This is a genomic window from Roseomonas sp. USHLN139 (genome assembly GCF_037145735.1).
Classification (GTDB): Bacteria; Pseudomonadota; Alphaproteobacteria; order Acetobacterales; family Acetobacteraceae; genus Pseudoroseomonas.
The window spans coordinates 291093-315850 of sequence record NZ_JBBCWY010000004.1 but is presented as its reverse complement, the minus strand read 5'-3'; the positions used below and the strand labels follow the sequence as shown (position 1 = coordinate 315850).

Here is a 24758-nt window from a genome sequence, read left to right as displayed (position 1 = left end):
CGCTACCGCGTCAGCGGCGGCGAGGCCGGCTGCGGCGCCGAGCGGATCGCGGTGTTGGCGCGCTGCGAATCATAGCGGTTGCGGTCGCTCTCCAGCCGGCTGCGCAGCCGCTCGATCTCGGCCTCGCGCGCGCTGAAGCGGCGCTGCGCCGCCTCGTCGCTGCGCAGCCGGGCGTTGCGGCCGCCCTCGCTGCGGCGGGTGGCGGTGGCGCGGCGCGGGGTGGTGGCGCGGCCGGTGGCGCGGCGGCCCGGGCGGGCCGGCACCGCCTGCTGCGCCGGCAGCGGCGGCGGGGTCCAGGCGGCGGTGGGCACGCCGGCGACGGTCGGCGCCAGCGGCACCTCCTGCGTCATCGGCGCCGGGATCACCGGGCGGATGCGGTCGAACTGCCGCGTCGAGCCGGCCATCATGTCGCCGCCCGGGCCGGTCTCGTTCGGCCACATCTGCGCCACGGCCTGCCCCGGCGAGAGCAGCGGGGCAGCCAGCAGCGTCATCAGGAGGAAGGCCCGGGCCGGAAAGCGCATGGGGAGGGAGACACTGCCGCCAGAGGAAGGGGCCGGCAGGATGCCGTCCCCATTCCCTGCGATCAAGTTCCAGGATTGAGACGCCGGGGCACAACCGCTGCGCGGTGCCCCGGCCAGGAACCCGGCGGCGCGGGCCGGCTCAGCGGACCGCCAGCCAGCCCAGGATAATCACGCCCAGCGCGATCCGGTAATAGGCGAAGGGGGTGAAGCCGATGCGGCTGATCACCGACATCAGCCAGCGCACGACCACCAGCGCCACGACGAAGGCGGCGACGAAGCCGATGCCGATCAGCCCGGCGGCGCTGAAGTCGAGCTCCGCCCGGTTCTTGTACAGGCTGAACACGGTCGCCGCGATCATCGTCGGGATGGCGAGGAGGAAGCTGAACTCGGCCGCCGTGCGCCGGTCGACGCCGACCAGCAGCGCGCTGATGATGGTGGCACCCGACCGGCTGGTGCCCGGGATCATCGCCAGCGCCTGGCCGAAGCCGATCAGCAGCGCCGCCAGCGGGCCGATCTCGGGCACCGAATGGATGCTGGGATCGGGGCGCGAGCGCTCGATGGCGATGATGGCGACGCCGCCGGCGATCAAAGCGAGGGCCACCACCAGCGGCGTGTAGAGCAGCTCGGTGACCGTCTTGTAGAGGGTCGCGCCCAGCACCATCGCCGGCAGGAAGGCCAGGATCAGGTTCAGCGCGAAATAGTATTCGTGGCTGCCGCGCTTCCACATGCCGAGCGCGATGCGGATCAGCGTCGCCCGGAACAGCCAGATCACCGCCAGCACGGCGCCGAGCTGGATGCTGATCTCGAAGGTCTTGCCGGGCGGGCCGTGGAAGCCGATCGCCTCGCCCAGCAGGATCAGGTGGCCGGTCGAGGAGATCGGCAGGAATTCGGTGAGGCCCTCGACCACCCCCATCAACAGGGCGGAAATAGCCAGGGAAAAATCCATGAAGGGGTCCTGCCAGGAAGGGCCTCCCGGATAGCCCGGCCGGCCCTGCCTTGTCACTCGAACCCCTCGGAAAAGTCAGAAAATTTCTTATATTTTAACGACATGCAGGGGACGCGAAAAAACCCGCATCCCCTGGCCGTTACGGTATCAGCGCACCGTCTGCTGGGCGGTGAAGGCGAAGTTGTCGAAGGAGTTCTCGGCGACGCGGAACCAGGCATATTCATCGTCGCGGAAGCGGCGATAGGATTCCCAGATCTTCTTGAAGCGCTCGTTCTTCGCGCCGGTCTCCTCGTAGAGCTCGTGCGCGGCCTTCCAGGCGGCGGCCAGGATCTCGCGCGACCAGGGGCGCAGCTGGGCGCCGCCCGCCACCAGCCGGCGCAGCGCCTGCGGGTTGCCGGCGTCGTAGCGCGCCGTCATCTCCTGGTCGGCCTCGGCGCAGGCGACCTCGAGGGCGGCCTTGTAGGTGGCCGGCAGCGCCTCGAAGGCGGCCTTGTTGACCATCAGGTGCAGCCGCGCGCCCGGCTCCCAGAAGCCCGGGAAGTAGTAGTTCGGGGCGACGCGGGCGAAGCCCAGCTTCTCGTCGTCATAGGGGCCGACGAACTCCACCGCGTCCAGCGTGCCACGCTCGAGCGAGGGGTAGATGTCGGCCGCCGCCACCTGCGTCGGCACCGCGCCGAGCTTGGCGAAGACCTGGCCGGCGAAGCCGGCGATGCGGAACTTCAGCCCCTGCAGCTCGGCGACCGTCTTCACTTCCTTGCGGAACCAGCCGCCCATCTGGGCGCCGGTGTCGCCGGCGCTGAAGGGGACGATGTTGTAGGTGCCGAACAGCTCGTTCGCCAGCGCCTGGCCGCCGCCATGGCGGTTCCAGGCGTTGAACATGCGGGTGTTCAGGCCGAAGGGCATGGCGGTGAAGAAGGCGAAGGAAGGGTCCTTGCCGGTATAGTAGTAGGCCGCCGAATGGGCGCATTCGACCGTGCCGGCCTGCACCGCGTCCAGCGCCTGCAGCCCGCCGACGATCTCGCCGGCCGGAAAGCAGCGGATCTGGAACTTGTTGTCGGTCAGCGCGGCGACTCGGCGGGCGATGCCTTCCGGCGTGCCGAACAGGATGTCCAGGTTGCGCGGAAAGCTGCTGGTCAGCCGCCAGCGCAGCTCCGGCGCGGCCTGCGCCAGGGCGGGGGCAGCCAGCGCGACAGGCGCGGCAGCAGCCGCGGCGCCGAGCAGGGCGCGACGATTCATGACGGATTCCTCCCAGGAAAGCGCAACAATCTTGCCCGTAGCCCATTGGCGGCGGCAAGGAAAGCCCAAGGCTGGCCGTCCTTCCCCGCAACGTTCCAGCGGGCTCAATTTTGAGAAGTGCGCCGGCGAATTCCCACCAAGCTTAAACTCGACGGTAATTGAGAGCGTCGTCATGCTGTCCGGCGGGGCGGAGGCTTTCCGTCCCCTTCCTGAACAAGGCGGAGGGCCATGCAACGCTTCCTGATCCGATGGGCGCGAGCCCTTCCGCTGGCGGCCGGATGGCTGCTCGGCCTGGCCCTGGCCCCGGCCTGGGCGCAGACCGGCAACCCGACGCATGACGCGCTGCTGGCCCGCCCGGCGGCCGAGCGCTCCGCCCTCTTCCATCAGGCGCTGCAGCAGCGCGGCAATGCCTGCGTCGGGGTGATCGCCACCTATTTCGCCGGGCTGGATCCGGGGCGCACCGCCTATTGGGACCTGCGCTGCCGCGACGGCGGCTCCTACCGCACCGCCATCGCCCCGGTGCGCTATGCCCAGCCGGCCTTCATCACCTGCGGCGCCGCGGTCCCCGCCCCGGCCGGCGGCCCCTGCTTCCAGCCGATCGGCGCGGCGCCGCTGCAGGCCCCAGGGCAGGCGCCTGTGCAGGCGCCCGGGCAGGGGCCGGTGCAGCTGGTCGGCAGCAGCACGCCGGCCGCCGCCGCCGCCCCGCCCGAGCACAACGCCGCCCAGGAATCGCTGTGCCGGCAGAGCTGCAGCACCCAGGCGGCCGAGCTCGGCGCCACCTGCCTGACGCGCTGCATGGCCGGGCACGGTCTGCGCCAGGGTGCCCAGGTGGCCGATGCGCTGCCGCCCGGCACCCGCTTCGGCGCCGTCTATTTCCCCGACCCGCCGGCGCAGGCGGTGGGCTTCGCCAATGGCGGCGCCGACCGGCTGGCGGTGAACATGGCCGCGGTCAAGGAATGCCAGGCCAAGGCCGGCCGCGTGCCCTGCCTGTTCCAGGCCGAGCTGGTGAACCGCTGCGGCGCCGTGGCCCAGGCGATCGGTCGCAGCCCGCAGGCGCTGGTGATGACCAGCGATCCCTCGACCCAGCTCCTGACCGCGACGCTGGTCGGCCAGGGCGAGACGGTCGAGGCCGCCGAGGCCGATGCCCGGGCCCGCTGCACCCGGCTGGAGCGGCCCGGCATCACCTGCCGCATCGTGGCGTCGCGCTGCTGATGCCCCCCCTTCCCTTTCGCATGACGAGGCGCCCGATGCGTCACACCCTGATGGCGGCGGCGCTCGCCCTGCTGCCGCTCGCCACCGCTCCCGCCGTCCAGGCCGGCACGCTGGAGGATGTCCGCGCCCGCGGCAGCCTGAATTGCGGCGTCTTCGGCAGGCTGCCCGGCTTCTCCGCCCCCGACGCCAGCGGGACGATACGCGGGCTGGACGCCGATTACTGCCGCGCCGTCGCCGCCGCCGTCCTGGGCGACGCGACCAAGGTCCGCTTCGTCGAGCAGGCGACGCCGAATGACGGCATGGCGGCGCTCGGCGCCGGCAGCATCGACATCCTGGCGCGCAACGTCACGCTGACCCTGTCGCGCGACGGCACCCAGCCGGTGACGCCGGTCGGCATCCTGTTCCATGACGGCCAGGGCTTCCTGGTGGCGGCCGATGGCAAGACCAACTCGGCGCAGCAGCTGGGCGGCAAGCGGATCTGCTTCACCGAGGCCGGCGGCATTTCCGCCGCGGGCGAGCTGCAATCCTATGCCGCGCGCCAGGGGCTGCACTTCACCGAGGTGAAGCTGCCCGACGCCGGGGCCCTGGTCGCCGCCTTCAAGGCCGGGCAATGCGACGCCATGGCCGGCGACATGTCGCAGCTGGCGGCACGCCGCGTCACCGAATTCCGGCAGCCCGAAAGCGTGATGCTGCTGCCCGAGGCGATCTCGCGCGAGCCGCTGGGCCCGCTGGTGCGGCAGGGCGACGAGGCCTGGCGCCAGGTCGCCTTCTGGGTGCTGCAGGCGCTGGTCGAGACCGAGGAGCGCGAGATCACCTCGGCCAGTCTGGCGGCCAGCCTGCAGAGCAGCGACCCGGTGGCGCGGCGGCTGCTGGGCCTGACGCCGGGCATCGGCACGCCGATCGGCCTGGCCGACGACTGGGTGCTGCAGGTGGTGCGGCAGGTCGGCAATTACGGCGAGCTCTATTCGCGCAGCCTGGGCGCCGGCTCGGCGATCGGGCTGGAGCGCGGGATCAATGCGCTGTGGCTGCAGGGCGGGCTGCTGTATCCGCTGCCGCTGCGGTGATCCGTCAGAAACAAGACTGACAGACCAGCCCCAGTGCCGGAGGGCGCCAGCGGCGCCCGAGGATTCCCGGCGGGGTCCGGGGGGACACTGTCCCCCCGAATTCTTCTCTCAGTAGCGATACTCTTCGTGCTTGAACGGCCCCGACACGCCGACGCCGATATACTCGGCCTGGGCCGGCGACAGCTTGGTCAGCTTGGCGCCGACCTTGGCCAGGTGCAGCGCGGCGACCTTCTCGTCCAGCTTCTTCGGCAGGGTATAGACCTTGCACTCATAGGCCTTGGCGTTGGTCCAGAGCTCGATCTGCGCCAGCACCTGGTTGGAGAAGCTGGCCGACATCACGAAGGACGGGTGGCCGGTGGCGTTGCCCAGGTTCACCAGGCGGCCTTCCGACAGCACGATCAGGCGCTTGCCGTCGGGGAAGATGACCTCGTCCACCTGCGGCTTGACGTTGTCCCAGGTGAAGTTGCGCAGCGCGCCGATCTGGATCTCGCTGTCGAAGTGACCGATGTTGCAGACGATGGCGCGGTGCTTCATCGCGCGCATGTGGTCCAGCGTGATCACGTCGATATTGCCGGTGGCGGTGACGAAGATGTCGCCCTGCGGCGCACCCTCTTCCATCGTCACGACCTCATAGCCTTCCATCGCGGCCTGCAGGGCGCAGATCGGATCGGCCTCGGTCACCAGCACGCGGCAGCCGGCATTGCGCAGCGACGCCGCCGAGCCCTTGCCGACATCGCCGAAGCCGGCGACGACCGCGACCTTGCCGGCCATCATCACGTCGGTGCCGCGGCGGATGGCGTCCACCAGGCTCTCGCGGCAGCCGTAGAGGTTGTCGAACTTCGACTTGGTGACGCTGTCGTTCACGTTGATGGCCGGAACCTTCAGCGTGCCCTTCTTCACCATGTCCCACAGGCGGTGCACGCCGGTGGTGGTCTCCTCGGACAGGCCGCGGATGCCCGGCAGCAGCTCGGGGAAGCGCTCATGCACGACGGTGGTCAGGTCGCCGCCATCGTCCAGGATCATGTTGATTTCCCAGCCATCCGGGCCGCGGACGGTCTGGTCGATGCACCACCAGAATTCTTCTTCCGTCAGGCCCTTCCAGGCGAAAACGGGAATGCCGGCCGCCGCGATGGCGGCCGCGGCGTGGTCCTGGGTGGAGAAGATGTTGCACGACGACCAGCGGACCTCGGCGCCGAGCGCGGTCAGCGTCTCGATCAGCACGGCGGTCTGGATGGTCATGTGGAGCGACCCGGCGATGCGGGCGCCCTTCAGCGGCTGGCTGGGGCCGTATTCGGCGCGCAGCGCCATCAGGCCGGGCATCTCGTCCTCGGCCATGGCGATCTCCTTGCGGCCCCAGGCCGCCAGAGAGATGTCCTTGACCTTGTAGTCGCTGAAGCCGGGGGTCGCGTCGGGCATGTCTGTTCTCCGCAATGGCGGCCGCGATAGCACGGTCATCCACGACGGCCAAGCGAAAGCCACAAGGCATAAGGATAGGTTTATGTGATCTTTCCGCGCGGCGGAGGAGAGGCCCCCTCCCCCGCGCGGATCGCCGGCTCAGGCGGCGAAGGCGGCCTCGGTCTTCTCGCGCACCTCGTCGAGCGAGACGCCCGGGGCGAGCTCGACCAGGGCCATCCCGCCCGCCTTGCGGTCGATCGAGAAGACGCCGAGCTCGGTGATCACCAGGTCGACCACCGCCTTGCCGGTCAGCGGCAGGGTGCATTCCTTCAGCAGCTTGGGCTTGCCGCCGGCGGTGTGCTCCATCAGCACGACAACCTTCTTGACGCCGGCGACCAGGTCCATGGCGCCGCCCATGCCCTTCACCATCTTCCCCGGGATCATCCAGTTCGCCAGGTCGCCATTCTCGGCCACCTGCAGCGCGCCCAGGATGGAGAGGTCGACATGGCCGCCGCGGATCATCGCGAAGCTGTCGGCCGAGGAGAAGAAGCTGGTGGTCGGCAGGGTGGTAACGGTCTGCTTGCCGGCATTGATCAGGTCCGGGTCTTCCTCGCCCTCATAGGGGAAGGGGCCCATGCCGAGCATGCCATTCTCCGACTGCAGCTGGACGCTGATGCCGTCGGGGATGTGGTTGGCCACCAGCGTCGGGATGCCGATGCCGAGGTTGACGTAGAAGCCGTCCTGCAGTTCGCGGGCGGCGCGGGCCGCCATTTCGTCGCGGGTCCAGGGCATGTCTTTGCGTCTCCCTCAGGCCGCGCGCTTGCGGGTGGTGCGCTGCTCGATGCGCTTGGCATAGCCCTCGGGCAGCTTGACGATGCGCTTCACATAGATGCCGGGGGTGTGGATGTGGTCGGGGTCGATCTCGCCGGCCGGCACCAGATGCTCGACCTGGACGATGGTGACCTTGGCGGCGGTGGCCATCATCGGGTTGAAGTTCCGCGCGGTCTTGCGGAACACCAGGTTGCCCTCGGTATCCGCCTTCCAGGCATGGATGATGGCGAGGTCGGCGAAGATGCCGCGCTCCATCACATAGGTCTCGCCGTCGAACTCCCGCGTCTCCTTGCCCTCGGCCACCGCCGTGCCGACGCCGGTCTTGGTGAAGAAGGCCGGGATGCCGGCGCCGCCGGCGCGGATGCGCTCGGCCAGCGTGCCCTGCGGGTTGAACTCGATCTCCAGCTCGCCGGCCAGGAACTGCTTGGCGAAGGTCGCGTTCTCGCCGACATAGGAAGAGATCATCTTCCGGATCTGGCGGGTCTGCAGCAGCAGGCCGAGGCCGGCATCGTCGACGCCGGCATTGTTCGAGACGACGGTGAGGTCCTTCACGCCGGAATCACGGATGGCCTCGATCAGGCTGGCAGGAATGCCGCAGAGGCCGAACCCCCCGGAGTGGATCAGCAGCCCGTCGCGCAGCAGCCCATCCAGCGCGGCCCGGGCATCCGGGTAGACTTTCCGCATCACTGACGCTCCCCAGTTCAGGAAGGCCGCAGGCTAACGGCCCCTTCGCGGTCGCGGAAGGGGCGGCGGGCGCCTTCCTGGCGCGACCGCCCAACGGCGTCAGCTTGTCCAGCCGCGCGCCCGCATGGCGGCCATGCAGGCCCCCTGCAAAAAAACGGAAATAACCGGCGCCGGACCGCTTGCGCGCCCCGCGGCCGCTAGTTATACCCCGCCTCACTTCCCCGGGGGGCCATAGCTCAGTTGGGAGAGCGCTTGAATGGCATTCAAGAGGTCGTCGGTTCGATTCCGATTGGCTCCACCAGTTCAACGGGTCGTCCTGAAAAGGGCGGCCCGTTTTACTTTGTGCACGGCCCTGCCCTGCTTCCCCCAGCCCTGCTGCCGCTGAGTTCGCCGCCATGAGCATCGACGCGCGCTTCCCGCTGAACGACCGGGCGCTGCGCGATCGCGCCGTGCGCGCCGCCCAGGGTTTCTGTCCCTTCGACCTGCTGCTGGTGAACGGCACCATCGCCGACATGGCAACCGGGGAAATCCGCGCGGCCGATATCGGCTGCACCGGGCCGCTGATCGCCTCGGTGCATCCACGCGGCAGCCGCGACGATGCCGGGCAGATCATCGACCTCGAAGGGCGCATCCTGATCCCCGGCCTGATCGACACGCATATGCATGTCGAGAGCTCGATGCTGACCCCGCGCCGCTATGCCGGGACGGTGCTGCCGCAGGGCACGACGACGATCTGCTGGGACCCGCATGAGCTGGCCAATGTCGCCGGCATCCCCGGCGTCCGCTGGGCGGTCGAGGCGATGCGCGACCTGCCGCTGCGGGCGCTGCTGCTGGCGCCCTCCTGCGTGCCCTCGGCGCCGGGGCTGGAGCGCGCCGGGGCGGCGTTCGGTCCCGAGGAACTGGAAGAAATCCTGGCCTGGCCGGAGGTCGCCGGCATCGCCGAGGTGATGGACATGCGCGGCGTGCTGGCGCGCAGCCCGCTGATGGCCGGCATCGTCCAGGCCGGGCTGGACTCCGGCAAGCTGGTCTGCGGCCATGCGCGGTCGCTGACCGGCGGCGCGCTGCAGGGCTTCGCGGCGGCGGGCATCACCTCCGACCACGAGATCACCTCGGGCGCCGACCTGCTGGAGAAGCTGCGCGCCGGCTTCGCGATCGAGCTGCGCGGCAGCCATGACCACATGCTGCCCGAGGCGGTGGCGGCGCTGGCCACCATGCCCCGCTGGCCGCAGACGCTGACGCTCTGCACCGACGACGTCTTCCCCGACGACCTCGTCGCCCGCGGCGGCATGATCGACCTGATCCGCCGCCTGGTCCGCTACGGCATGCCGGCGCTGGAGGCGCTGCGCGCGGCGACGCTGAACGCCGCCCAGCGGATCGGCCGCGCCGATCTCGGGCTGATCGCCGCCGGGCGCCGCGCCGATCTTCTGGCCGTCGGCTCGCTGGAGGCGCTCGACGTGGCGGAGGTCTTCGTCTCCGGCGCGCTCATCGCCAGGGATGGCGCGATGGTGGCGGCGCTGCCGGAAGACGATCCGCCGGGGCTGCGCGACACGATGCGGCTGGGGCGGCTCTCGCCCGCCGATTTCCGGCTGTCCGCGCCGGGGCCGACCGCCCGGCTGCGCACCGTGTCGCAGCCCCGCTTCACCCGCTGGGGCACGATCGAGGCCGCCGTCGTCGACGGCGCCGTCGTCCTGCCGGAGCAGGCCTGCTGGATGGCGGTGGTGCATCGCCATGGCCTGGCCGAGGCGCGCCCGGTGATGGGCGTGCTGGAGGGCTGGGGCCATTGGCGCGGCGCGCTGGCGACGACGGTCGCGCATGACAGCCACAATCTCTGCGTCTTCGGCCGCGGCGAGGACGACATGGCGCTGGCCGCCAATGCGCTGATCGCGGCCGGCGGCGGCATGGCGGTGGCCTCGGGCGGGGTGGTGCGGGCGCTGCTGCCGCTGCCGGTCGCCGGCCTGATCTCCGACGCGCCGGCGGCCGAGGTGGCGGCGCAGTTCTCGGCCCTGCGCGCCGCGACGGATGGCATCGCCGACTGGCTGCCGCCCTACCGCGTATTCAAGGCGGTGGTCGGCGCCAGCCTGGCCTGCAATGCCGGGCCGCATGTCACCGATCTCGGCATCGCCGATGGCTCGACCGGCGAGGTCTTCACGACGCTGGCGGGCTAGCTTCGCGCAGCCCTCGCGGGCGTCGCCGTCGCTGATCCACGTGAAACATGGCAGGGCCGCTCAGGTCAGCGCCTCCTCCCGATGCGCCTTCGCCATGTCGCCCAGCGTCGGGAAGCGGAAGTCGTAGCCGGCGCCCGAGGGCGGCGGCGGCGTCGCCCCCCAGCCGTCGCGGTCGTGCCGCCGGTCGATCCAGGCCGAGGCCAGGCCCAGCCGCTTGGCCGGCGCGTGGTCGTGGAACAGGCTCTGCGCGGTGTGCAGGATCTGGCTCGGCGCATGGCCGGCCTCGGCCAGCTTCTCCAGCATGTAGTCGAAGTTGCGCAGGTCGGGCTTGTAGCTGCCGATATCCTGCGCCGTGTAGACCGCGTCGAAGCTGACGCCGAGGCGCTTCTGGCTGCCGGCGAAGCTGGCATGGTCGACATTCGACAGGATGACCAGCTTGTAGTGCTGCTGGAGATAGGCCAGCGCCGCGGCGGAATCCGGGAAGGCCGGCCAGTCCGGCACCGAATGGCCGAAGGCCTCGTGCACGGCATCGCTGGCCTCGATGCCCCATTCCTCCGCCAGGCTGCGATGCACCTCGCTGAGCAGGTCGGAATAGAGCAGGCCCGGCGTCTCGCTCTGCTGCGCCGATTCATGCCGGGCGAAGGCTTCCAGCACATCCTCCCGCGACAGGGCGAGGCCGCCCTTGCGCAGCAGCGGCTGCAGGGCGGCGTGGATGCCGCTCTCCCAGTCGATCAGGGTGCCGTAGCAGTCGAAGGTCAGTACGCGGAAATCCTGCAGGCGCATCGCGTTTCTCCGAGGCCAGAGGGGGGAGCGTGGCATGGCGGCGGCGGTCACGGGAAGCGCGAATGCGGGGGCCGCGTCCCGCCACCCTTGACGCTACCCCCTGGGCCATCCGCGCTCCGCACCCCATGATACGCAGGAAGGCCGTTAACGGCGCAGCCTGCGAGACCGAGGGCGAGACGATGACCAGCACCGCACAGACCACCCCCCCGCCCACCATCCATCGCGAGGATTACCGGCCCCCAGCCTTCCTGATCGACCGCGTGGCGCTGGAGCTCGACCTGCATCCGACGGCGACCCGCGTCGCCGCCCGGCTGGAGATCCGCCGCAACCCGGCCGCCGCCACGCCGGAGGCGGCGCTGGAACTGGATGGCGAGGCGCTGACCCTGCTCTCCGCCAGCCTGGACGGCGCCGCCCTGCCCGAGGCGCGGCTGCAGCGGACGGCGGCCGGCGGGCTGGTGATCGCTGGTGTCCCGGACGCCTTCGTGCTGGAGACGCTGGTCCAGATCGACCCGGAGGCCAATTCCGAGCTGTCCGGCCTCTACCGCTCGGGCGGCAATTTCTTCACCCAGTGCGAGGCGGAGGGGTTCCGCCGCATCACCTTCTTCCCCGACCGGCCCGACGTGATGGCGCGCTTCACCACCACGCTGCGCGCCGACCGCGCGACCTGCCCGGTGCTGCTGTCGAACGGCAATCCGGCCGGCAGCGGCGAGCTGCCCGACGGCCGCCACTGGGCCCGCTGGGACGACCCGCACCCGAAGCCCTCCTATCTGTTCGCCGTGGTCGCCGGCGATCTGGTCGCATTGAAAGACAGCTTCACCACGCGGTCCGGCCGTGCGGTGGAACTCGCCATCTATGTCCGCTCGGGCGACGAGACCGCCTGCGGCCATGCGATGGACAGCCTGAAGGCCTCGATGCGCTGGGACGAGGAGGCCTATGGCCTCGAATACGACCTCGACGTCTTCAACATCGCCGCCGTCTCCGACTTCAACATGGGGGCGATGGAGAACAAGGGCCTCAACGTCTTCAACACCAAGTACATCCTGGCGCGGCCGGAAACCGCCACCGATGTCGACTACGAGGGCATCGAGACCGTCGTCGCCCATGAATATTTCCACAACTGGACCGGCAACCGCGTCACCTGCCGCGACTGGTTCCAGCTGTCGCTGAAGGAAGGCCTGACCGTCTTCCGCGACCAGCATTTCTCCGAGGACATGGGCAGCGCCGCGGTGAAGCGCCTGGCCAATGTCCGCCGGCTGCGCGCCGCCCAGTTCCCCGAGGATGCCGGGCCGATGGCGCATCCGGTGCGCCCCGATTCCTATGTCGAGATCAACAACTTCTACACCGCCACCGTCTACCAGAAGGGCGCCGAGGTGGTGCGGATGATGCGCCGCCTGATCGGCGTCGAGAATTTCCGCAAGGGCATGGACCTCTACATCGCCCGCCATGACAACCAGGCGGTGACGATCGAGGATTTCGTCGCGGCGATGCAGGACGCCTCGGGCGTCGACCTGTCGCGTTTCTCCCGCTGGTACGCCCAGGCCGGCACGCCGGAGCTGACCGTGTCGGAAGAATTCGACCCGGCCACCCGCCGCTACCACCTGACCCTGTCGCAATCGACCCCGCCCACCCCCGGCCAGCCCGAGAAGCTGCCGGTGCCGATCCCCGTCGCCTTCGGCCTGATCGCGCCGAACGGCGAAGAGATCCCCGGCGCCGGCATGATGCTGCTGGAGGAATCGTCGCAGAAATTCACCTTCGACGGGCTGGACGAGAAGCCGGTGCCCTCGCTGCTGCGCGGCTATTCGGCGCCGGTGCGGCTGAAGGGGCTGTCGCTCGACCAGCTCGGCTTCCTCGCCGCGCATGACAGCGATCCCTTCGTCCGCTGGGATTCGGCGCAGCAATACCTGACCGCCGAGATGCTGCGCCTGGTCGACGAGCTCCGCAGCCAGCGCCCCTTGGCGCTGCCCGAGGGGGTCGCCGCCATCATCGCCAGCCTGCTCGACCGCGCCGAGGACGACCCGGCCTTCGCCGCCGAGGCGCTGCCGCTGCCCTCCGAGGATTTCGTCGCCGACCAGATGCCGGTCGCCGATCCGGAGGCGATCCACGCCGTCCGCCGCTTCCTGCGCCAGTCGCTCGGCCAGCGCTTCGCCGCACGCTTCGCCGAGCTGCATGACCGCCTGGCCGATCCCGGCCCCTACCGCATCGACGGCGCCGCCATCGGCCGCCGCGCGCTGCGCAACGCCGCGCTGGCCTATCTCGGCGCCGGCAGCGGCGCCCAGGACCGCGCGGAGGCGCAGTTCAACACGGCGACCAACATGACCGACCAGCTGGCCGCGCTGCGCGTCCTGGCCGATGCCGAGGGCCCGGCCCGCGACGCGGCGCTGGCGGCCTTCCACGCCCGCTGGCAGGCCGAGCCGCTGGTGCTCGACAAATGGTTCACCATCCAGGCCATGGCCGACCGGCCGCAGGCCCTGGCCGAGATCCGCGCCCTGGCCGGGCACCCGGATTTCGACCTGCGCAACCCGAACCGCGTGCGCTCCCTGGTCGGCGCCTTCGCGGCCGGCAACCCGGCCGCCTTCCACGACGCCTCCGGCGAAGGCTACCGCTTCCTGGCCGACATGGTCATCGCGCTGGACGCGGTGAACACCCAGGTGGCGGCGCGCATGGTCTCGCCGCTCGGCGCCTGGAAGCGGCAGGACGCCCAGCGCGGGGCCAGGATGAAGGAGGAACTGCAGCGCATCGCCGCCAGGCCGGGGCTCAGCAAGGGGACCTACGAGAAGGTCTCGAAGGCGCTGGCCTGACAACAAGACCGGGGGCGCCGCCCCCGGACCCCCGCCGGGGGGATGGTATCCCCCCGGACCCCGCCATCAGGTTAGTCCCACGGGCGGGGCGCGGCGGTCGCCGGCATATCGGGGTCGGTCGGGAACATCAGGGCCTCGTCGGGCACGTTCAGCACACCATGGTGGAGGCGGTGGACGGCACCCTTCACGGCGACGTCCAGGCCCGGGCGGTTGTAGTAGACGCCCCGGATGTGAAGGCTGTGCGCGATGCACCGCAGAAAGCCCTCGCGCAGCGGGATCTCGGGCGGCGTCGCCTCGGTCCAGAAGCGGTCCAGCGTGCCGGGGAAGACCAGGCCGGGAATGCGGTAGATCGCCTCGCCCAGCGCGAAGGTCGGCGTGTGGTCGATGATCGAGCGCAGCCCCACCGTGCTGTTCACCGTCACCACACCCTGCACCTGCTCGACGATGGCGCCCAGATTGCCGCCGCCCAGATAATGCATCCGGTCCGGGATGCCGGCCGCCGCGGCGATGCCCCGCGTCCGCCGCTTCCAGTTCTTCAGCCCCGGATCCAGCGGATGCACCTTCACCAGCAGATGCGCGTTCTTCGGCGCATGCGCGGCGAAGCTGGCGGCGATCTCGCGCAGCGCGGTGTCGAGGTCCGGATACTTGGAATAGGCGCGGATGGAGAAATCCGACTCCATCTGCATCGCCATCAGGAACAGCGGCCCGGTGCCCGAGAGCTGGTGCAGGATGCGGTCCGCCCGCCGGTTGTCGGCCGAGCGGTGCAGCAGCCGCCAGCCCACGCCGAGATAGTAGGTCAGCGGGTGCTGCAGCAGATGCGTCTCGTAATGCGGAAACGGCCAGGGCATCCGGCTGCTCAGATGGTAGAGCATGTCCCACATCGCCTGCCGCCGGAAATTGTCGCGGTGGCGGATGGTCAGGTCCGGCGGCGGCAGCGCGGCCCCGGTCCGCACGATCGTCTCCGGGTCGCGGGTGAAGCGGCTGGCGGCGTTCATGCCGTCCTGCTCCAGCACGATCCAGTCGGGGCGGATATAGCCGAAATCGGTGGCGGCGACCCGCACCCCGCGCGCATGGGCGGCGGCGATGGCGATCCGGTTGTAGCTGCGCTGCTCGCCCAGCAGCACCATGTCGGTGATGGCGTGGCGGTCGAGGAAGCCCTCGATGAAGGCAGGCCATTCCGCCAGCCGGCCGCGGAAATCGACGGCGCCGGGGCCGCGCCAGAACAGCTTATCGCCAAGGTTCAGGTTGATGCGGTGCACCGCATGGCCCAGCGCCCGCAGCCCGGCGCCCACCTCGTCGAAGAAGGGAGTGATGGGACCTTGCAGGAACAGGAAGCGCTTCGGGGCCGGGGCATCGGAACTTGGCATCAAAGGGGCGCGCGTTCTCTGCTCAGAGGATGAGGCGGGCAGTCTGGAAGCCGGGCATGGCAGGAACAGGGCACCGCGCCCCCGCTCTCCGACCCGTGACCTGCCGCGTCAGCCAACCGGCGCGAACAGGGCCTGCCGCCAGTCGTCCCATCCGACCAGCCGGTGCCCGGCCCGCGCCGCCTCCCGCAATGCCCCGGCAGAGGGAAAGGGGCAATAGGGCAGCACGGGCGGAACCATTTCCGGAAACCCTTTGCCCTGAGCCATTTCCGCGAGAACCCGCGTGGCCATCCGCCCGCCCAGAGCGTGCAGAAGCCGCGCCGCGGCCAGGGCGCTGGTGCCGGGCGGCAGGTCCAGGGATTGCTGCGCCAGGATGCCGCCGGCGTCGATCCGCGGCACCATGCGATGCACGGTCACGCCAAAGCTGGAATTTTCCTGCATCGCCCAGAAGGTCGGCACCGGCCCGCGATGCCGTGGCAGCAGCCCGGGATGGATGTTGATCCCGCCCCCCGGCACTCTCGCCAGGGTCTCGCCGGTAAGGATCTGGTCGAAGTGGAAGGAGACGATCACATCCGGGTGAGTCTCGGCCAGAGCCGTGGTGAAGCCGGTCCCGTTGACGTCCTCGACCGCCCGCAGCGGGATCCGGTGCTGCCGGGCGAAGCCGGTCAGCGCGCCGATGCCCAACGCGCGGCGGAGGTCGCCCACCGTCTGCGGCACACCATAGCCGGCCAGCAGGAAGGGGAAGAAGCGCGGCCCCGAGCGGCGCCAGTGTGCCCGCATCTGCCCCAGCATCCCGCCCATCGCCGGGCGATAGGGGATCGAGCGGCCGATCAGCACGATCTGCCCGGCATGGGCGCGGGCGAAGTCCAGCACCGGCCCGGCCGAGAGCGCGCTTTCCAGGGTCAGCAGCGCGATGCGCAGGGGACGCATCAGCCGAGGCCTGGCAGCTTCTCCACCCGGCCGACGCTGGCGACCGCCGCGACCACCGCCTCGACGGTGCGGTCCAGATCCTCCTCGGTGTGCTCGGAGGAGAGGAAGAAGCGCAGCCGCGCCGACTGCTCGGGCACCGCGGGGAAGATCACCGTCTGCACCGCGACGCCGCGCTCCAGCAGGGCGCCGGCCACCTTCGCCGTGCGCAGCGAGGAGCCCAGGATCACCGGCACGATGGCCGAGCCGATGCTGGCCCCGGTGTCGAAGCCGCGCGCCCTGAGCCGGTCGCGCAGCCCGGCGCCATTGGCCTGCAGGCGCGCCACGCGCTCCGGCTCGGCCTGGAAGATGCGCAGCGCGGCGAGCGCGGCGGCGGCCAGCGGCGGGGCCAGCCCGACCGAATAGACCGAGCCGGGGACGGTGTGGCGCAGCCAGTCGATGACATCGGCCCGCGCGGCGATGTAGCCGCCACAGGAAGACAGGGTCTTCGACAGCGTGCCCATCCAGAGGTCGACGCCGGCCGGGTCGACGCCCTGCGCCTCGGCGACGCCGTGGCCGGTCGCGCCGATGGCGCCCAGCCCATGCGCCTCGTCGACCATCAGCCAGGCATCGTGGCGCCGGGCGATCTCGACGCAGCGGGCCAGGTCGGGGATGTCGCCATCCATGCTGTAATGGCCCTCGACCAGCAGCAGGGCGCGCTGGCCGCCGCGGCGGGCGCCGGCCATCTCGCGCTCGGCGGCGGCCATGTCGTTATGGGCGAAGGGGATGCGGCGGGCGCCGGAGAGGCGGATGCCCTCGGTGCAGGAATTATGGATCGCCGCGTCGTGCACCACGATGTCGCGCGGGCCCATCAGGTGGCCGATGGTGGTGACGTTGGTGGCGTGGCCGGAGACGAAGGTCAGCGCCGCCTCGGCGCCGTGCAGGGCGGCGAGCTCGCGTTCCAGCTCCAGATGCAGGGCGCGCTCGCCGGAGGTGATGCGCGAGCCGGAGGGCGAGGTGCCGTAGCGGGAGACGGCGTCGCGGGCGGCTTCCTGGACGCGCGGGTCGCCGTTCAGGCCGAGATAGTTGTAGCTGGCGTAGTTGATGACCTCGCGGCCCTCGATCGAGCTGTGCGCGCCGGCCAGCCCGTCATGCGCGACGAAGAGCGGGCTGCGCAGCGCCAGCGATTCCATGGCGGTCTTCAGCAGGGCGAAGTCGCGCATGCCCGGCAGGGTAGTGAAGTCGCGGGCGCTGCCGGCGTCGGGACGGGGGGCTTCGCTGCTGCGCCGCTTCGACAGCCGCGCCAGCAGGGCGAGGCGTGCTGTCGTGGAAAGACCACCGCTCATATTGATGATTACTTTCTGACAGAAAGAAAATGGGGGTCCGGGGGAATTCCTTCCCCCGGCCTTTTTATTCTGCCGCCTGCGCGGTTTGCGGTGCCTCGGTCGGCTCGTACTGCTCCACAAGCTGAGCAATCGCGTCTTCCGGCTTGTGCTGCCCCGCCAGCCCGTCCGAGAGCTTGCGGGCCAGCAGCTCGATGGTCAGGTCCTCGGTGACGGAGGCCAGCGGCACCGGCATGGCCAGCCGCTGCTCGAGTGCGCCGCGCAGTTCCAGCCCGCCCAGGCTGTCGAGGCCGAGGCCGGCGACCGGCGCATCCGCCGGCACCGCCTCGGGCGGCAGGCGCAGGATGCGGGCGATCTCCTCCTGCACCACGGCGCGGAGCAGGCCGCGCTGTTCTTCCGGGGCCAGGGTCAGCAGATGGGCGCGCAGGTCGCCGGCATCGATGGCCTGTTCGCTGCGGCCACGGACGGCGGCGAAGATCGGCTCTTCCAGGATGGGGAGAACCATCCGCGCCTCGCGCCAGCCGATGCGGGCGATGCCGAGGACGGGCGCGCCGCTGGCCAGCATGGCCGGCAGGGCAGAGAGCGCCTCGGCCGCCGCCATGGCCTCGACGCCGAGCCGGCGGGCCAGGGTCTCGGCGGTGGCGGTGTTGCCGGCGAGGATGCCGGCATCGGCAATCGGGCCCCAGCCGACCGCGAGGGCCGGCCTGCCGGCGGCCTGGCGGCGCCGCGCCAGGGCCTCGAGGCCCATGTTGGCGGCGACGTAGTTGGCCTGGCCCGGATTGCCCATGGCGGTGGTGGCCGAGGAGAACATCAGGAAGAGCTGCAGGGGGTCGCGCCGGGTCAGCTTGTCCAGGTGCCGCGCGGCATCCAGCTTGGGCGCGATGACGCTGGCGAAGCGGCGCTCGTCCAGCGCGGTCGCCGCCGCGTCGTCGAACAGGGCGGCGGCCTGGACCACGCCGAAGAGCGGCGGGCCCTCGGCGCGGATGGCGGCAAGGGATGCCGCCAGCTGTGCCTCGTCGGTGGCATCGGCGGCGTGGAAGGTGGCGCGGGCGCCGAGCGCGGCCAGCGTCTTCAGCGCCGCCTCGGCCCCCGGCGTGGTGCCGCCGCGGCGCGACAGCAGCGCCAGATGGGTGGCGCCGCGGGCGGCCAGCCACTTGGCGCATTCGAAGCCGAAGCCCTGGGTGCCGCCGACCACCAGGATGGTGCCGGCGGGCGGGGCCCAGACGGCGGCCTCGCCGTCCTGCGGCACGGCCGGCGGGGTCAGCACCAGCTTGCCGATATGCGCGCTGGCCTGGAGGGTGCGGAAGGCGGTCTCCACCTCGCCAGCCTGGCAGCGGGCATAGGGCAGCGGGTGCAGCGCGCCGGAGGCCAGGCGCGCGCCGATCTCGGCCAGCAGGGCCTGGGCGATCTCGGGGCGGGCCTTGGGCAGCTGGTCCACGTCCACGCCGAAATAGGTCAGGTTGTGGCGATAGGGGCGCAGACCCACGCGACGGTTCTCGAAGAAGTCGCGCTTGCCCAGTTCGACGAAGCGGCCGAAGGGCTTCACCAGGCCCAGCGTGCGCTCCATGGCATCGCCGGCGAGCGAATTCAGCACGACGTCGACGCCCTCGGGCCAGGCGGCGCGCAGCTGGTCGGCGAAGCCGGGGTCGCGGGAATCCAGCACCAGCTCTGCGCCGGCGGCGCGCAGGAAGGCGCGCTTGGCCGGGCTGCCGGCGGTGGCGGCGATGCGGGCGCCGGCGGCGCGCGCCACCTGCAGCGCGGCCAGGCCCACGGCCCCGGCGCCGCCATGCACCAGCACGGTCTCGCCGGGGCGCAGATTGGCGCAACGTTCCAGCGCATAGACCGCGGTCAGGAAGGCGACCGGCACGGTGGCGGCGGCGGCGAAGTCGAGGCCGCGCGGCAGCCGGGCGATGGCCGAGGCATGGGTGCGCACCCGGCTGGCCAGCGCCGCCGGGGCGAAGCCGAAGACCGCCTCGCCGGGGCTGTAGCCGCTGGCCGGGCCGGCCTGCTCGACGACGCCGGCCATCTCCATGCCCAGCGTCGGGCCGGCGAAGCCGAGCAGCAGCGCCTCCTCCGGCAGCAGCCCCTGCGCCCACATCAGGTCGCGGAAGTTCAGGCCGGCGGCCTCGACGCGGACGATCACCTCCTGCGCGCCGGGGGCGGGCAGCTCGATCGCCTCCCAGCCCAGGCTGCCGAGCTGGCCCGGCTGGCGGATCACCAGCTTGGCGGGGCCGCGCGGCGCCTCGGCCAGGCCCTGTGCGCGCAGGCGCGGCGCCAGGCGGGCGGTCGGGGCCAGGTTGAGCTCGGGCTCGCGGCCCGCCTCGGGGCCGATCAGCTCGGGCAGCAGCCGGGCGGCGGCGACCTCGGCGTCGAGCGCCGCGGCGAGGCCGATGCGGCGCGGCTTCAGCTCGGCCATCTCATTGGCCAGCACGCGGACCAGGCCGTGCAGGGCGGCCGCCTCGGGCTCGACCAGGGCGTCGTTGGAGACCAGGCAGAAGCCGGCCGCGCGACCGCGGGCGGCCTCGGCCAGGGCGGTCACCTGGGCCAGCGTCGCCGGCAGGGCGTCGGGGCCCGGGGCGGCGAGCACCAGGACCAGGGCCCCGGCGAGGTTGCGCGGCGCCTGGCGCTGGGCGGCGGCCAGCGGATGGCTGGCGACCCGGGCGCCGGCGGCGGCCAGCGCCTGGGCCAGGGCCTCGGCCCGGCCGGCGCTGGCGAAGTCGGCATGGATCTGCACCGGCTGCGCCAAGCTGGGCTGAACCGGCGGCTCGGCCGCGGCGAGGGTGGCGGGCGCCGTCGCAACGGCGGCGGTGGCGCGGGCGGCGACCAGCAGCGCCGGCCAGGGCGCGGCGTTCAGCGGCTGGGCGGCCAGGCGCGACCAGCCCGGGGCATTGCCGGCGGCTTCCCAGTCCTTGGCCTCGGGCAGCGGCGAGGCACCGTCCTGCCACCAGGCGGGGTCCTGGCCACAGGCGAAGTCCCAGGCGCGGCCGGGCAGCGGCTCAGCCAGCAGCAGCGCGCCACGGCCGGCGAGCAGCGTGGCGGCGGCGGCGAGGAGGCCGGCGCCGCGGCGGCTGCGGGCGCCGGCGGCCAGGCCGACCACCAGATCGGCCTGCAGGCCGGCCGGCGCCGGGCCGGTCATGTCCCAGGCCTCGTGGCCGAACTCGATATTGGCGGCATGCGGCGGGATGGCGGCGGCGCGGGTGTCGCCGGGGGCGGCCGTCGCGGTGTAGCGGACGCGGCGGCCGCTGGCGCCGAGCACGGCCACCAGCGCCCGGGTCAGCGGGCCGTTATGCGCGCCGAGCTCGACCACGCGCAGCGCGCGCTCCGCTGGCCAGGCCGCGGCGATGGCGGCGACGCCCTGGGCCAGCACGCCGGCCAGCCGCTCGAAGCCGGCGGCCTCGACGGGTGGCGGCGGGCTGTCGGGGGCGGTGGCGCCCAGGCTGGCCTCGGCGCCCTGCAGGGCGGCGGGCAGGCGCTCGGCGGCCAGCGCCAGCCAGGCCAGCTCATGCGCCAGGGTCGGGCTTTCGGCCAGCACCGCGCGCCAGATGTCGCCGGCCTCGGGCAGCTCGGCCCCGGCATCCAGCTTCCAGCCGCCGCCCGAAGGCTCGGCCAGGCCGTCCTCGGCCAGGGCGCGCAGCATGGCCTGGGCATAGGGGGTGAGGCCGATCGCCGGCAGGCGGCCGCCCTCGCCGGCGATGCCGGACAGCGCCGCATGCAGGCTGGAGACCACATGGCCTTCCAGCAGCAGCGCCGTCTCGGACAGGTCCTGGGCCTGGTCCTCGGCCAGCGCGGCCGTCGCCGCGGCGTCGATGTCGATGGTGGGCGCCCGGCCGGGCTGCGGGCCGACCGCCTGGTCGACCAGGCGGAACACCGCCTCCTCCGGCGTCAGCCGCGGCGCCAGGCGGATGCGCTGCATCCAGCCATCCTCGAGCCGCGCCACCACGCCGCCACCGCCGTCGCGCAGCACCAGGACGTAGTGGCCCGAGCGCTCGCCGCGATGCAGCAGCTCCAGATCGGCGGTGACCGGCACCGGGGCGCCGCGCTTCAGCACGACGCGGCCGAAGCGGACCGGTACGACGGCGCGGCCATCCTGGCTCTCGCCGGGCGACAGCAGCTCGACCATGCCCTGCAGCGCGCCGTCGAAGCGCACCGGATGCAGCAGCCAGCCGGCATCGTCGCCCGGGGCCGTCTCGGGCAGGGCCAGCTTCACCTCGGCGCGGCGGCCGGACTGGCCGAGGCGGATGCTCTCCACCACCGCGAAGGCGGGGCCGTAGTCGAGGTGGAAGCGGCGCGCCTGGGCGCGGGTCTGCTCGCCCGGGATCAGCACCGGGTTGACCGGCGGCGGCACGGCCTCGTCGGGCAGGGCGGCGAGCGTCGAGGGCGCCACCTGGCCGCGGGCATGCAGCGTCCAGCCCTCGCCGGACAGGCGCGGCCGGCTCTCCAGCCGGAACAGGCCGGATTCGGCGTCGAGATGGCTGCGGATCTCGCGCGACCGCTCGGCGGAGAGCGGCAGGGCGCGCAGGATCTGCATGTCACGCAGCTCGAGCGCCGGCGCCTCGGGGAACAGGAAGCCGCCGGCGGCGAAGGCCATCTCCAGCATGGCGGTGGCCGGCAGCACCGGCTCGCCGCCCAGCTTGTGGTCGGCCAGCCAGGGCTCCAGCGTGGTGTCGAGCAGCCGGCGCCACTGGCCGAGCTCGGCGCCGACCCGCTGGCCGAGCAGCGGATGGTCGGTCTGGGCGTCGGTCAGGCGGGCGGATTCGGCGCTCGGCGTGAACCAGTGGCGCTGCCGCTCGAAGGGGGTGAAGGGCAGGCCGCGGCGGGCGGCGGGGCCCTGCCAGGCCGGGCCCTGGCGCGGGTCCGCTCCTTGCGCGAAGGCGCGGTCGGCCAGGCCCGCGAAGGGATCGCCCGGGCCGTCGCGGCGCGACAGGCTGGGCAGCACCGGCGCCTCGGCCTCGGCGGCGCGCAGGCTCTCGCGCAGATAGGATTGCAGGACCGGGTGCGGGCCGATCTCGATGAACAGCCGGGCGCCGCAATCGACCGCCGCCTGCACCGCCGCCTGGAAGCGGACCGGCGCGCGGAGGTTCTGCCACCAGTATTCGGCATCGAGCGCGACGCCGGGCAGCTTGCTGCCGGTGACCGAGGAGAGGAAGGCGCGCGCCTCGGCGCCGGGACGCAGCGCCTGCAGCTCGACGGCCAGCGCGGCGCGCACCGGGTCCATGGCGGCGGAGTGGAAGGCGTAGTCGAGGTCGAGCCGCACGGCGGCCAGGCGCTGCGCCTTGGCGGCCGCCACCAGCGCGTCGATCGCGGCTTCCGGCCCGGCGACGGTGATGGCGTCGGGGGCGTTGTAGGCGGCGATCTCGGGGCGCCAGCCGCCGGCATCGGGGGGGCAGGCGGCGAGCAGCGGGGCAGCGGCCTCGGCGCCGCAGCCGATCGCGGCCATGCGGCCATGGCCCTGGCGGCTGTGCTGGGCGCGCGAGCGGGCGACCACCAGCTTGACCGCCTGCTCCAGCGTCAGGATGCCGGCGGCATGGGCGGCGGCGACCTCGCCGACCGAGTGGCCGAGGCAGAGGTCGGGGCGGATGCCCTCGGCGGCGAGCGCCGCCAGGATGCCGAGCTGGACGAGGAACAGCAGCGGCTGGGCGCGGTCGGTGCCGGCCAGGTCTTCCGCCGTCACGCCGCGCTTCAGCAGGGCAAGGCCGGACCAGCCGGTCAGCGGCGCCAGCAGCGCGTCGGCCTGGCGCACGGCGGCGCGGAAGGCGGCGTTGTGCGCCATCGCCTGCTTCGCCATGCCGGCATATTGCGCGCCATTGCCGGAGAAGACGAAGGCGACATGGCCGCCGGCGCCGCGCTTGGCGACGCCGGCGGCCAGGCCCTCCGGCCGCTCGCCGGCCAGCCAGCCGGCCAGGCTCTCGGACAGCGCGTCCGGCGAGCCGCCGCGCAGCGCCAGCCGGTGGCCATGCAGGTCGCGATGCCGCGCGGCGCCGCGCAGCAGGGCCGGCAGCGCGTCGTTGGCCGGCGCCGCCGCGACGGTGGCAAGCTTCTCGTGCCAGCGGCTCGCCAGCGACCGCAGCGCGGCGGCCGAGCGGGCGGAGAGCAGCAGCGGCGGCGTCGCCCTGGCCGGCTTCTCCGCGGACGGCTTTGCCGCCGGGGCGCGGCCCAGCAGCAGCGAGGCATTGGTGCCGCCGAAGCCGAAGCTGTTGACGCCGGCCAATGACTTCCCGGTGAGCTCCAGATCTTCCGTCGCGGTGGCGACGCGGAGATTGAGCCCGGCGAAATCGATGTTCGGGTTGGGCGTGGTGAAATGCAGGTTGGCGGGCAGCGTCCCGCGCTCCAGCACCAGCATCGCCTTGAGCAGCCCGGCCATGCCCGAGGCCGGCTCGAGATGGCCGATATTGGTCTTCACCGAGCCGATCGGCAGCGGGGTGCTGCGGCCCTGGGCCAGGGCCGTGCCGATCGCCCAGGTCTCGGCCGGGTCGCCGGCCTGGGTGCCGGTGCCATGTGCCTCGAAATAGGCCAGGTCGGCGGCATCGACGCCCGCCTCGGCGATAGTGCGGGCCAGCAGCGCCGCCTGCGCCTCGCGGTTGGGCAGCGACAGGCCGATAGTGCGGCCGGCGGCATTGGTGCCGCAGGCCAGGATGACGCCACGGATGGCGTCGCCGGCGGCCAGCGCCGCCGAGAGCGGCTTCAGCACCACCAGGCCAGCGCCCTCGCCGCGGACATAGCCGTCGGCGGCGGCATCGAAGGCCTGGCAGCGGCCGCGGGCCGAGAGCATGCCGGCGCGCGAGAAGCCGGCGAAGGCGAAAGGCGAGAGCAGCAGCTGCACGCCGCCGACGAGGGCCGCCTCGACCCGGCCGGCGCGGATCGCCGCCACCGCCGCTTCCAGCGCGACGAGGGAGGAGGAGCAGGCGGTGTCCACCGTCTGCCCCGGACCGCGCAGGTCGAAGACATTGGTCAGGCGGTTGGACAGGATCGACAGGGTGTTGCCCGTCATGAAGTAGCGGTCGGTGCCGGCCGGGTCGGCCAGCCGCAGCTCGGCATGGTCGGTCGAGCTGCCGCCGATCCAGACGCCGACCTCGCGCCCGGCGAGGCGGCTGGCCGGCCAGCCGGCATCCTCCAGCGCCTCGGCCGCGACCTCGAGCAGCAGGCGCTGCTGCGGGTCCATCTCGGCCGCCTCGCGCGGCGACAGGCCGAAGGCAGGGGCGTCGAAGCCGGTGATGTCGCCCAGATGCGCGGCGGCGAAGCTGTAGGAGCGGCCGGGCTCGCCCTTGCGCGGATGGTGGAAGGCAGCCTGGTTGAAGCGCTCGGCGGGCAGGGTGGAGACCGCGTCGCCGCCACGCACCAGCAGGTCCCAGAAGGCCTCCAGATCGGGCGCGCCAGGCAGGCGGCAGGCGGCGCCGATGATGGCGATGGGTTCCGGAGACGGGCTCCGGGTCTGCCGGCGGGCGGAGAGCTTACTAGCTTCGGTCATTCCACATGCTCAGCGCGCCGCCCATGGGCAGCCTGCGCGAAGGGT

Annotated in this window: 15 protein-coding genes and 1 tRNA gene; 5 read left to right on the top strand and 11 right to left on the bottom strand. The window is 72.3% G+C overall.

The features are described from left to right. Positions 1 to 2 precede the first annotated feature (2 nt). From WFI16_RS14275 to WFI16_RS14265, 3 genes are all read right to left on the bottom strand, one after another. Positions 3 to 491 (bottom strand): hypothetical protein, encoded by a 489-nt coding sequence (locus WFI16_RS14275; RefSeq protein ID WP_419898478.1) that lies wholly within the window; start codon positions 489 to 491, stop codon positions 3 to 5. A gap of 169 nt (positions 492 to 660) precedes the next feature. Further along, positions 661 to 1467: an undecaprenyl-diphosphate phosphatase gene (locus WFI16_RS14270; protein ID WP_419898477.1), complete on the bottom strand. Its 807-nt coding sequence runs from the start codon at positions 1465 to 1467 to the stop codon at positions 661 to 663. Between the two features lie 147 nt (positions 1468 to 1614). Then, positions 1615 to 2703, bottom strand: coding sequence for a TRAP transporter substrate-binding protein (locus WFI16_RS14265; RefSeq protein WP_419898476.1), 1089 nt, complete (start codon positions 2701 to 2703; stop codon positions 1615 to 1617). Positions 2704 to 2931: 228 nt separating this feature from the next. Between WFI16_RS14265 and WFI16_RS14260 the strand changes: the two genes are divergently transcribed. Then, positions 2932 to 3915 carry a DUF4189 domain-containing protein gene (locus WFI16_RS14260; protein WP_419898475.1) on the top strand — a complete coding sequence of 328 codons (984 nt, stop codon included), beginning with the start codon at positions 2932 to 2934 and terminating at the stop codon, positions 3913 to 3915. A 35-nt stretch (positions 3916 to 3950) separates the two neighbouring features. Continuing rightward, on the top strand, positions 3951 to 4979 hold the full coding sequence (locus WFI16_RS14255) for a transporter substrate-binding domain-containing protein (RefSeq protein ID WP_419898474.1): 1029 nt from the start codon (positions 3951 to 3953) through the stop codon (positions 4977 to 4979). Between the two features lie 108 nt (positions 4980 to 5087). On the opposite strand, the gene ahcY is transcribed toward WFI16_RS14255, so the two are convergent. From ahcY to WFI16_RS14240, 3 genes are all read right to left on the bottom strand, one after another. Next, positions 5088 to 6395, bottom strand: coding sequence for an adenosylhomocysteinase (ahcY, locus tag WFI16_RS14250; protein ID WP_419898473.1), 1308 nt, complete (start codon positions 6393 to 6395; stop codon positions 5088 to 5090). A 138-nt stretch (positions 6396 to 6533) separates the two neighbouring features. Then, on the bottom strand, positions 6534 to 7166 hold the full coding sequence (locus tag WFI16_RS14245; RefSeq protein WP_419898472.1) for a CoA transferase subunit B: 633 nt from the start codon (positions 7164 to 7166) through the stop codon (positions 6534 to 6536). 15 nt (positions 7167 to 7181) lie between these two features. Further along, positions 7182 to 7889 carry a CoA transferase subunit A gene (locus WFI16_RS14240; RefSeq protein WP_419898471.1) on the bottom strand — a complete coding sequence of 236 codons (708 nt, stop codon included), beginning with the start codon at positions 7887 to 7889 and terminating at the stop codon, positions 7182 to 7184. Positions 7890 to 8114: 225 nt separating this feature from the next. Between WFI16_RS14240 and WFI16_RS14235 the strand changes: the two genes are divergently transcribed. Together WFI16_RS14235 and WFI16_RS14230 are read left to right on the top strand one after the other, a co-directional pair. Next, positions 8115 to 8190 (top strand) — tRNA-Ala (locus tag WFI16_RS14235). A 94-nt stretch (positions 8191 to 8284) separates the two neighbouring features. Continuing rightward, complete coding sequence (locus WFI16_RS14230) at positions 8285 to 10054, top strand: adenine deaminase (protein ID WP_419898470.1); 1770 nt, start codon at positions 8285 to 8287, stop codon at positions 10052 to 10054. A gap of 60 nt (positions 10055 to 10114) precedes the next feature. Here the strand turns inward: WFI16_RS14230 and WFI16_RS14225 are convergent, their stop codons facing one another. Then, positions 10115 to 10837, bottom strand: a complete 723-nt coding sequence (locus WFI16_RS14225; protein WP_419898469.1) for a haloacid dehalogenase type II — start codon at positions 10835 to 10837, stop codon at positions 10115 to 10117. Between the two features lie 179 nt (positions 10838 to 11016). Between WFI16_RS14225 and pepN the strand changes: the two genes are divergently transcribed. Further along, on the top strand, positions 11017 to 13635 hold the full coding sequence (gene pepN, locus WFI16_RS14220; protein WP_419898468.1) for an aminopeptidase N: 2619 nt from the start codon (positions 11017 to 11019) through the stop codon (positions 13633 to 13635). Positions 13636 to 13706: 71 nt separating this feature from the next. On the opposite strand, the gene WFI16_RS14215 is transcribed toward pepN, so the two are convergent. The 4 genes from WFI16_RS14215 to WFI16_RS14200 all read right to left on the bottom strand — a co-directional run bounded on the left by WFI16_RS14215 (position 13707) and on the right by WFI16_RS14200 (position 24713). After that, positions 13707 to 15002, bottom strand: a complete 1296-nt coding sequence (locus tag WFI16_RS14215; protein WP_419898467.1) for a capsule biosynthesis protein — start codon at positions 15000 to 15002, stop codon at positions 13707 to 13709. 108 nt (positions 15003 to 15110) lie between these two features. Further along, a complete protein-coding gene (locus WFI16_RS14210) occupies positions 15111 to 15929 on the bottom strand; it encodes a formyltransferase family protein (RefSeq protein WP_419898466.1) in 819 nt (272 codons plus the stop codon). Further along, positions 15929 to 17251, bottom strand: coding sequence for an aminotransferase class I/II-fold pyridoxal phosphate-dependent enzyme (locus WFI16_RS14205; protein ID WP_419898465.1), 1323 nt, complete (start codon positions 17249 to 17251; stop codon positions 15929 to 15931). The genes WFI16_RS14210 and WFI16_RS14205 overlap by 1 nt, the downstream gene beginning before the upstream one ends. A 64-nt stretch (positions 17252 to 17315) precedes the next feature. Next, a complete protein-coding gene (locus WFI16_RS14200) occupies positions 17316 to 24713 on the bottom strand; it encodes an SDR family NAD(P)-dependent oxidoreductase (RefSeq protein WP_419898464.1) in 7398 nt (2465 codons plus the stop codon). Positions 24714 to 24758: the final 45 nt, after the last annotated feature.

What these genes read in the sequence shown, in the direction of transcription:
- WFI16_RS14275 (WP_419898478.1), bottom strand. Translation starts at nt 491, where the DNA reads ATGACGCTGCTGGCTGCCCCGCTGCTCTCGCCGGGGCAGGCCGTGGCG.
- WFI16_RS14270 (WP_419898477.1), bottom strand. Translation starts at nt 1,467, where the DNA reads ATGGATTTTTCCCTGGCTATTTCCGCCCTGTTGATGGGGGTGGTCGAG.
- WFI16_RS14265 (WP_419898476.1), bottom strand. Translation starts at nt 2,703, where the DNA reads ATGAATCGTCGCGCCCTGCTCGGCGCCGCGGCTGCTGCCGCGCCTGTC.
- WFI16_RS14260 (WP_419898475.1), top strand. Translation starts at nt 2,932, where the DNA reads ATGCAACGCTTCCTGATCCGATGGGCGCGAGCCCTTCCGCTGGCGGCC.
- WFI16_RS14255 (WP_419898474.1), top strand. Translation starts at nt 3,951, where the DNA reads ATGCGTCACACCCTGATGGCGGCGGCGCTCGCCCTGCTGCCGCTCGCC.
- ahcY (WP_419898473.1), bottom strand. Translation starts at nt 6,395, where the DNA reads ATGCCCGACGCGACCCCCGGCTTCAGCGACTACAAGGTCAAGGACATC.
- WFI16_RS14245 (WP_419898472.1), bottom strand. Translation starts at nt 7,166, where the DNA reads ATGCCCTGGACCCGCGACGAAATGGCGGCCCGCGCCGCCCGCGAACTG.
- WFI16_RS14240 (WP_419898471.1), bottom strand. Translation starts at nt 7,889, where the DNA reads ATGCGGAAAGTCTACCCGGATGCCCGGGCCGCGCTGGATGGGCTGCTG.
- WFI16_RS14230 (WP_419898470.1), top strand. Translation starts at nt 8,285, where the DNA reads ATGAGCATCGACGCGCGCTTCCCGCTGAACGACCGGGCGCTGCGCGAT.
- WFI16_RS14225 (WP_419898469.1), bottom strand. Translation starts at nt 10,837, where the DNA reads ATGCGCCTGCAGGATTTCCGCGTACTGACCTTCGACTGCTACGGCACC.
- pepN (WP_419898468.1), top strand. Translation starts at nt 11,017, where the DNA reads ATGACCAGCACCGCACAGACCACCCCCCCGCCCACCATCCATCGCGAG.
- WFI16_RS14215 (WP_419898467.1), bottom strand. Translation starts at nt 15,002, where the DNA reads ATGCCAAGTTCCGATGCCCCGGCCCCGAAGCGCTTCCTGTTCCTGCAA.
- WFI16_RS14210 (WP_419898466.1), bottom strand. Translation starts at nt 15,929, where the DNA reads ATGCGTCCCCTGCGCATCGCGCTGCTGACCCTGGAAAGCGCGCTCTCG.
- WFI16_RS14205 (WP_419898465.1), bottom strand. Translation starts at nt 17,251, where the DNA reads ATGAGCGGTGGTCTTTCCACGACAGCACGCCTCGCCCTGCTGGCGCGG.
- WFI16_RS14200 (WP_419898464.1), bottom strand. Translation starts at nt 24,713, where the DNA reads ATGACCGAAGCTAGTAAGCTCTCCGCCCGCCGGCAGACCCGGAGCCCG.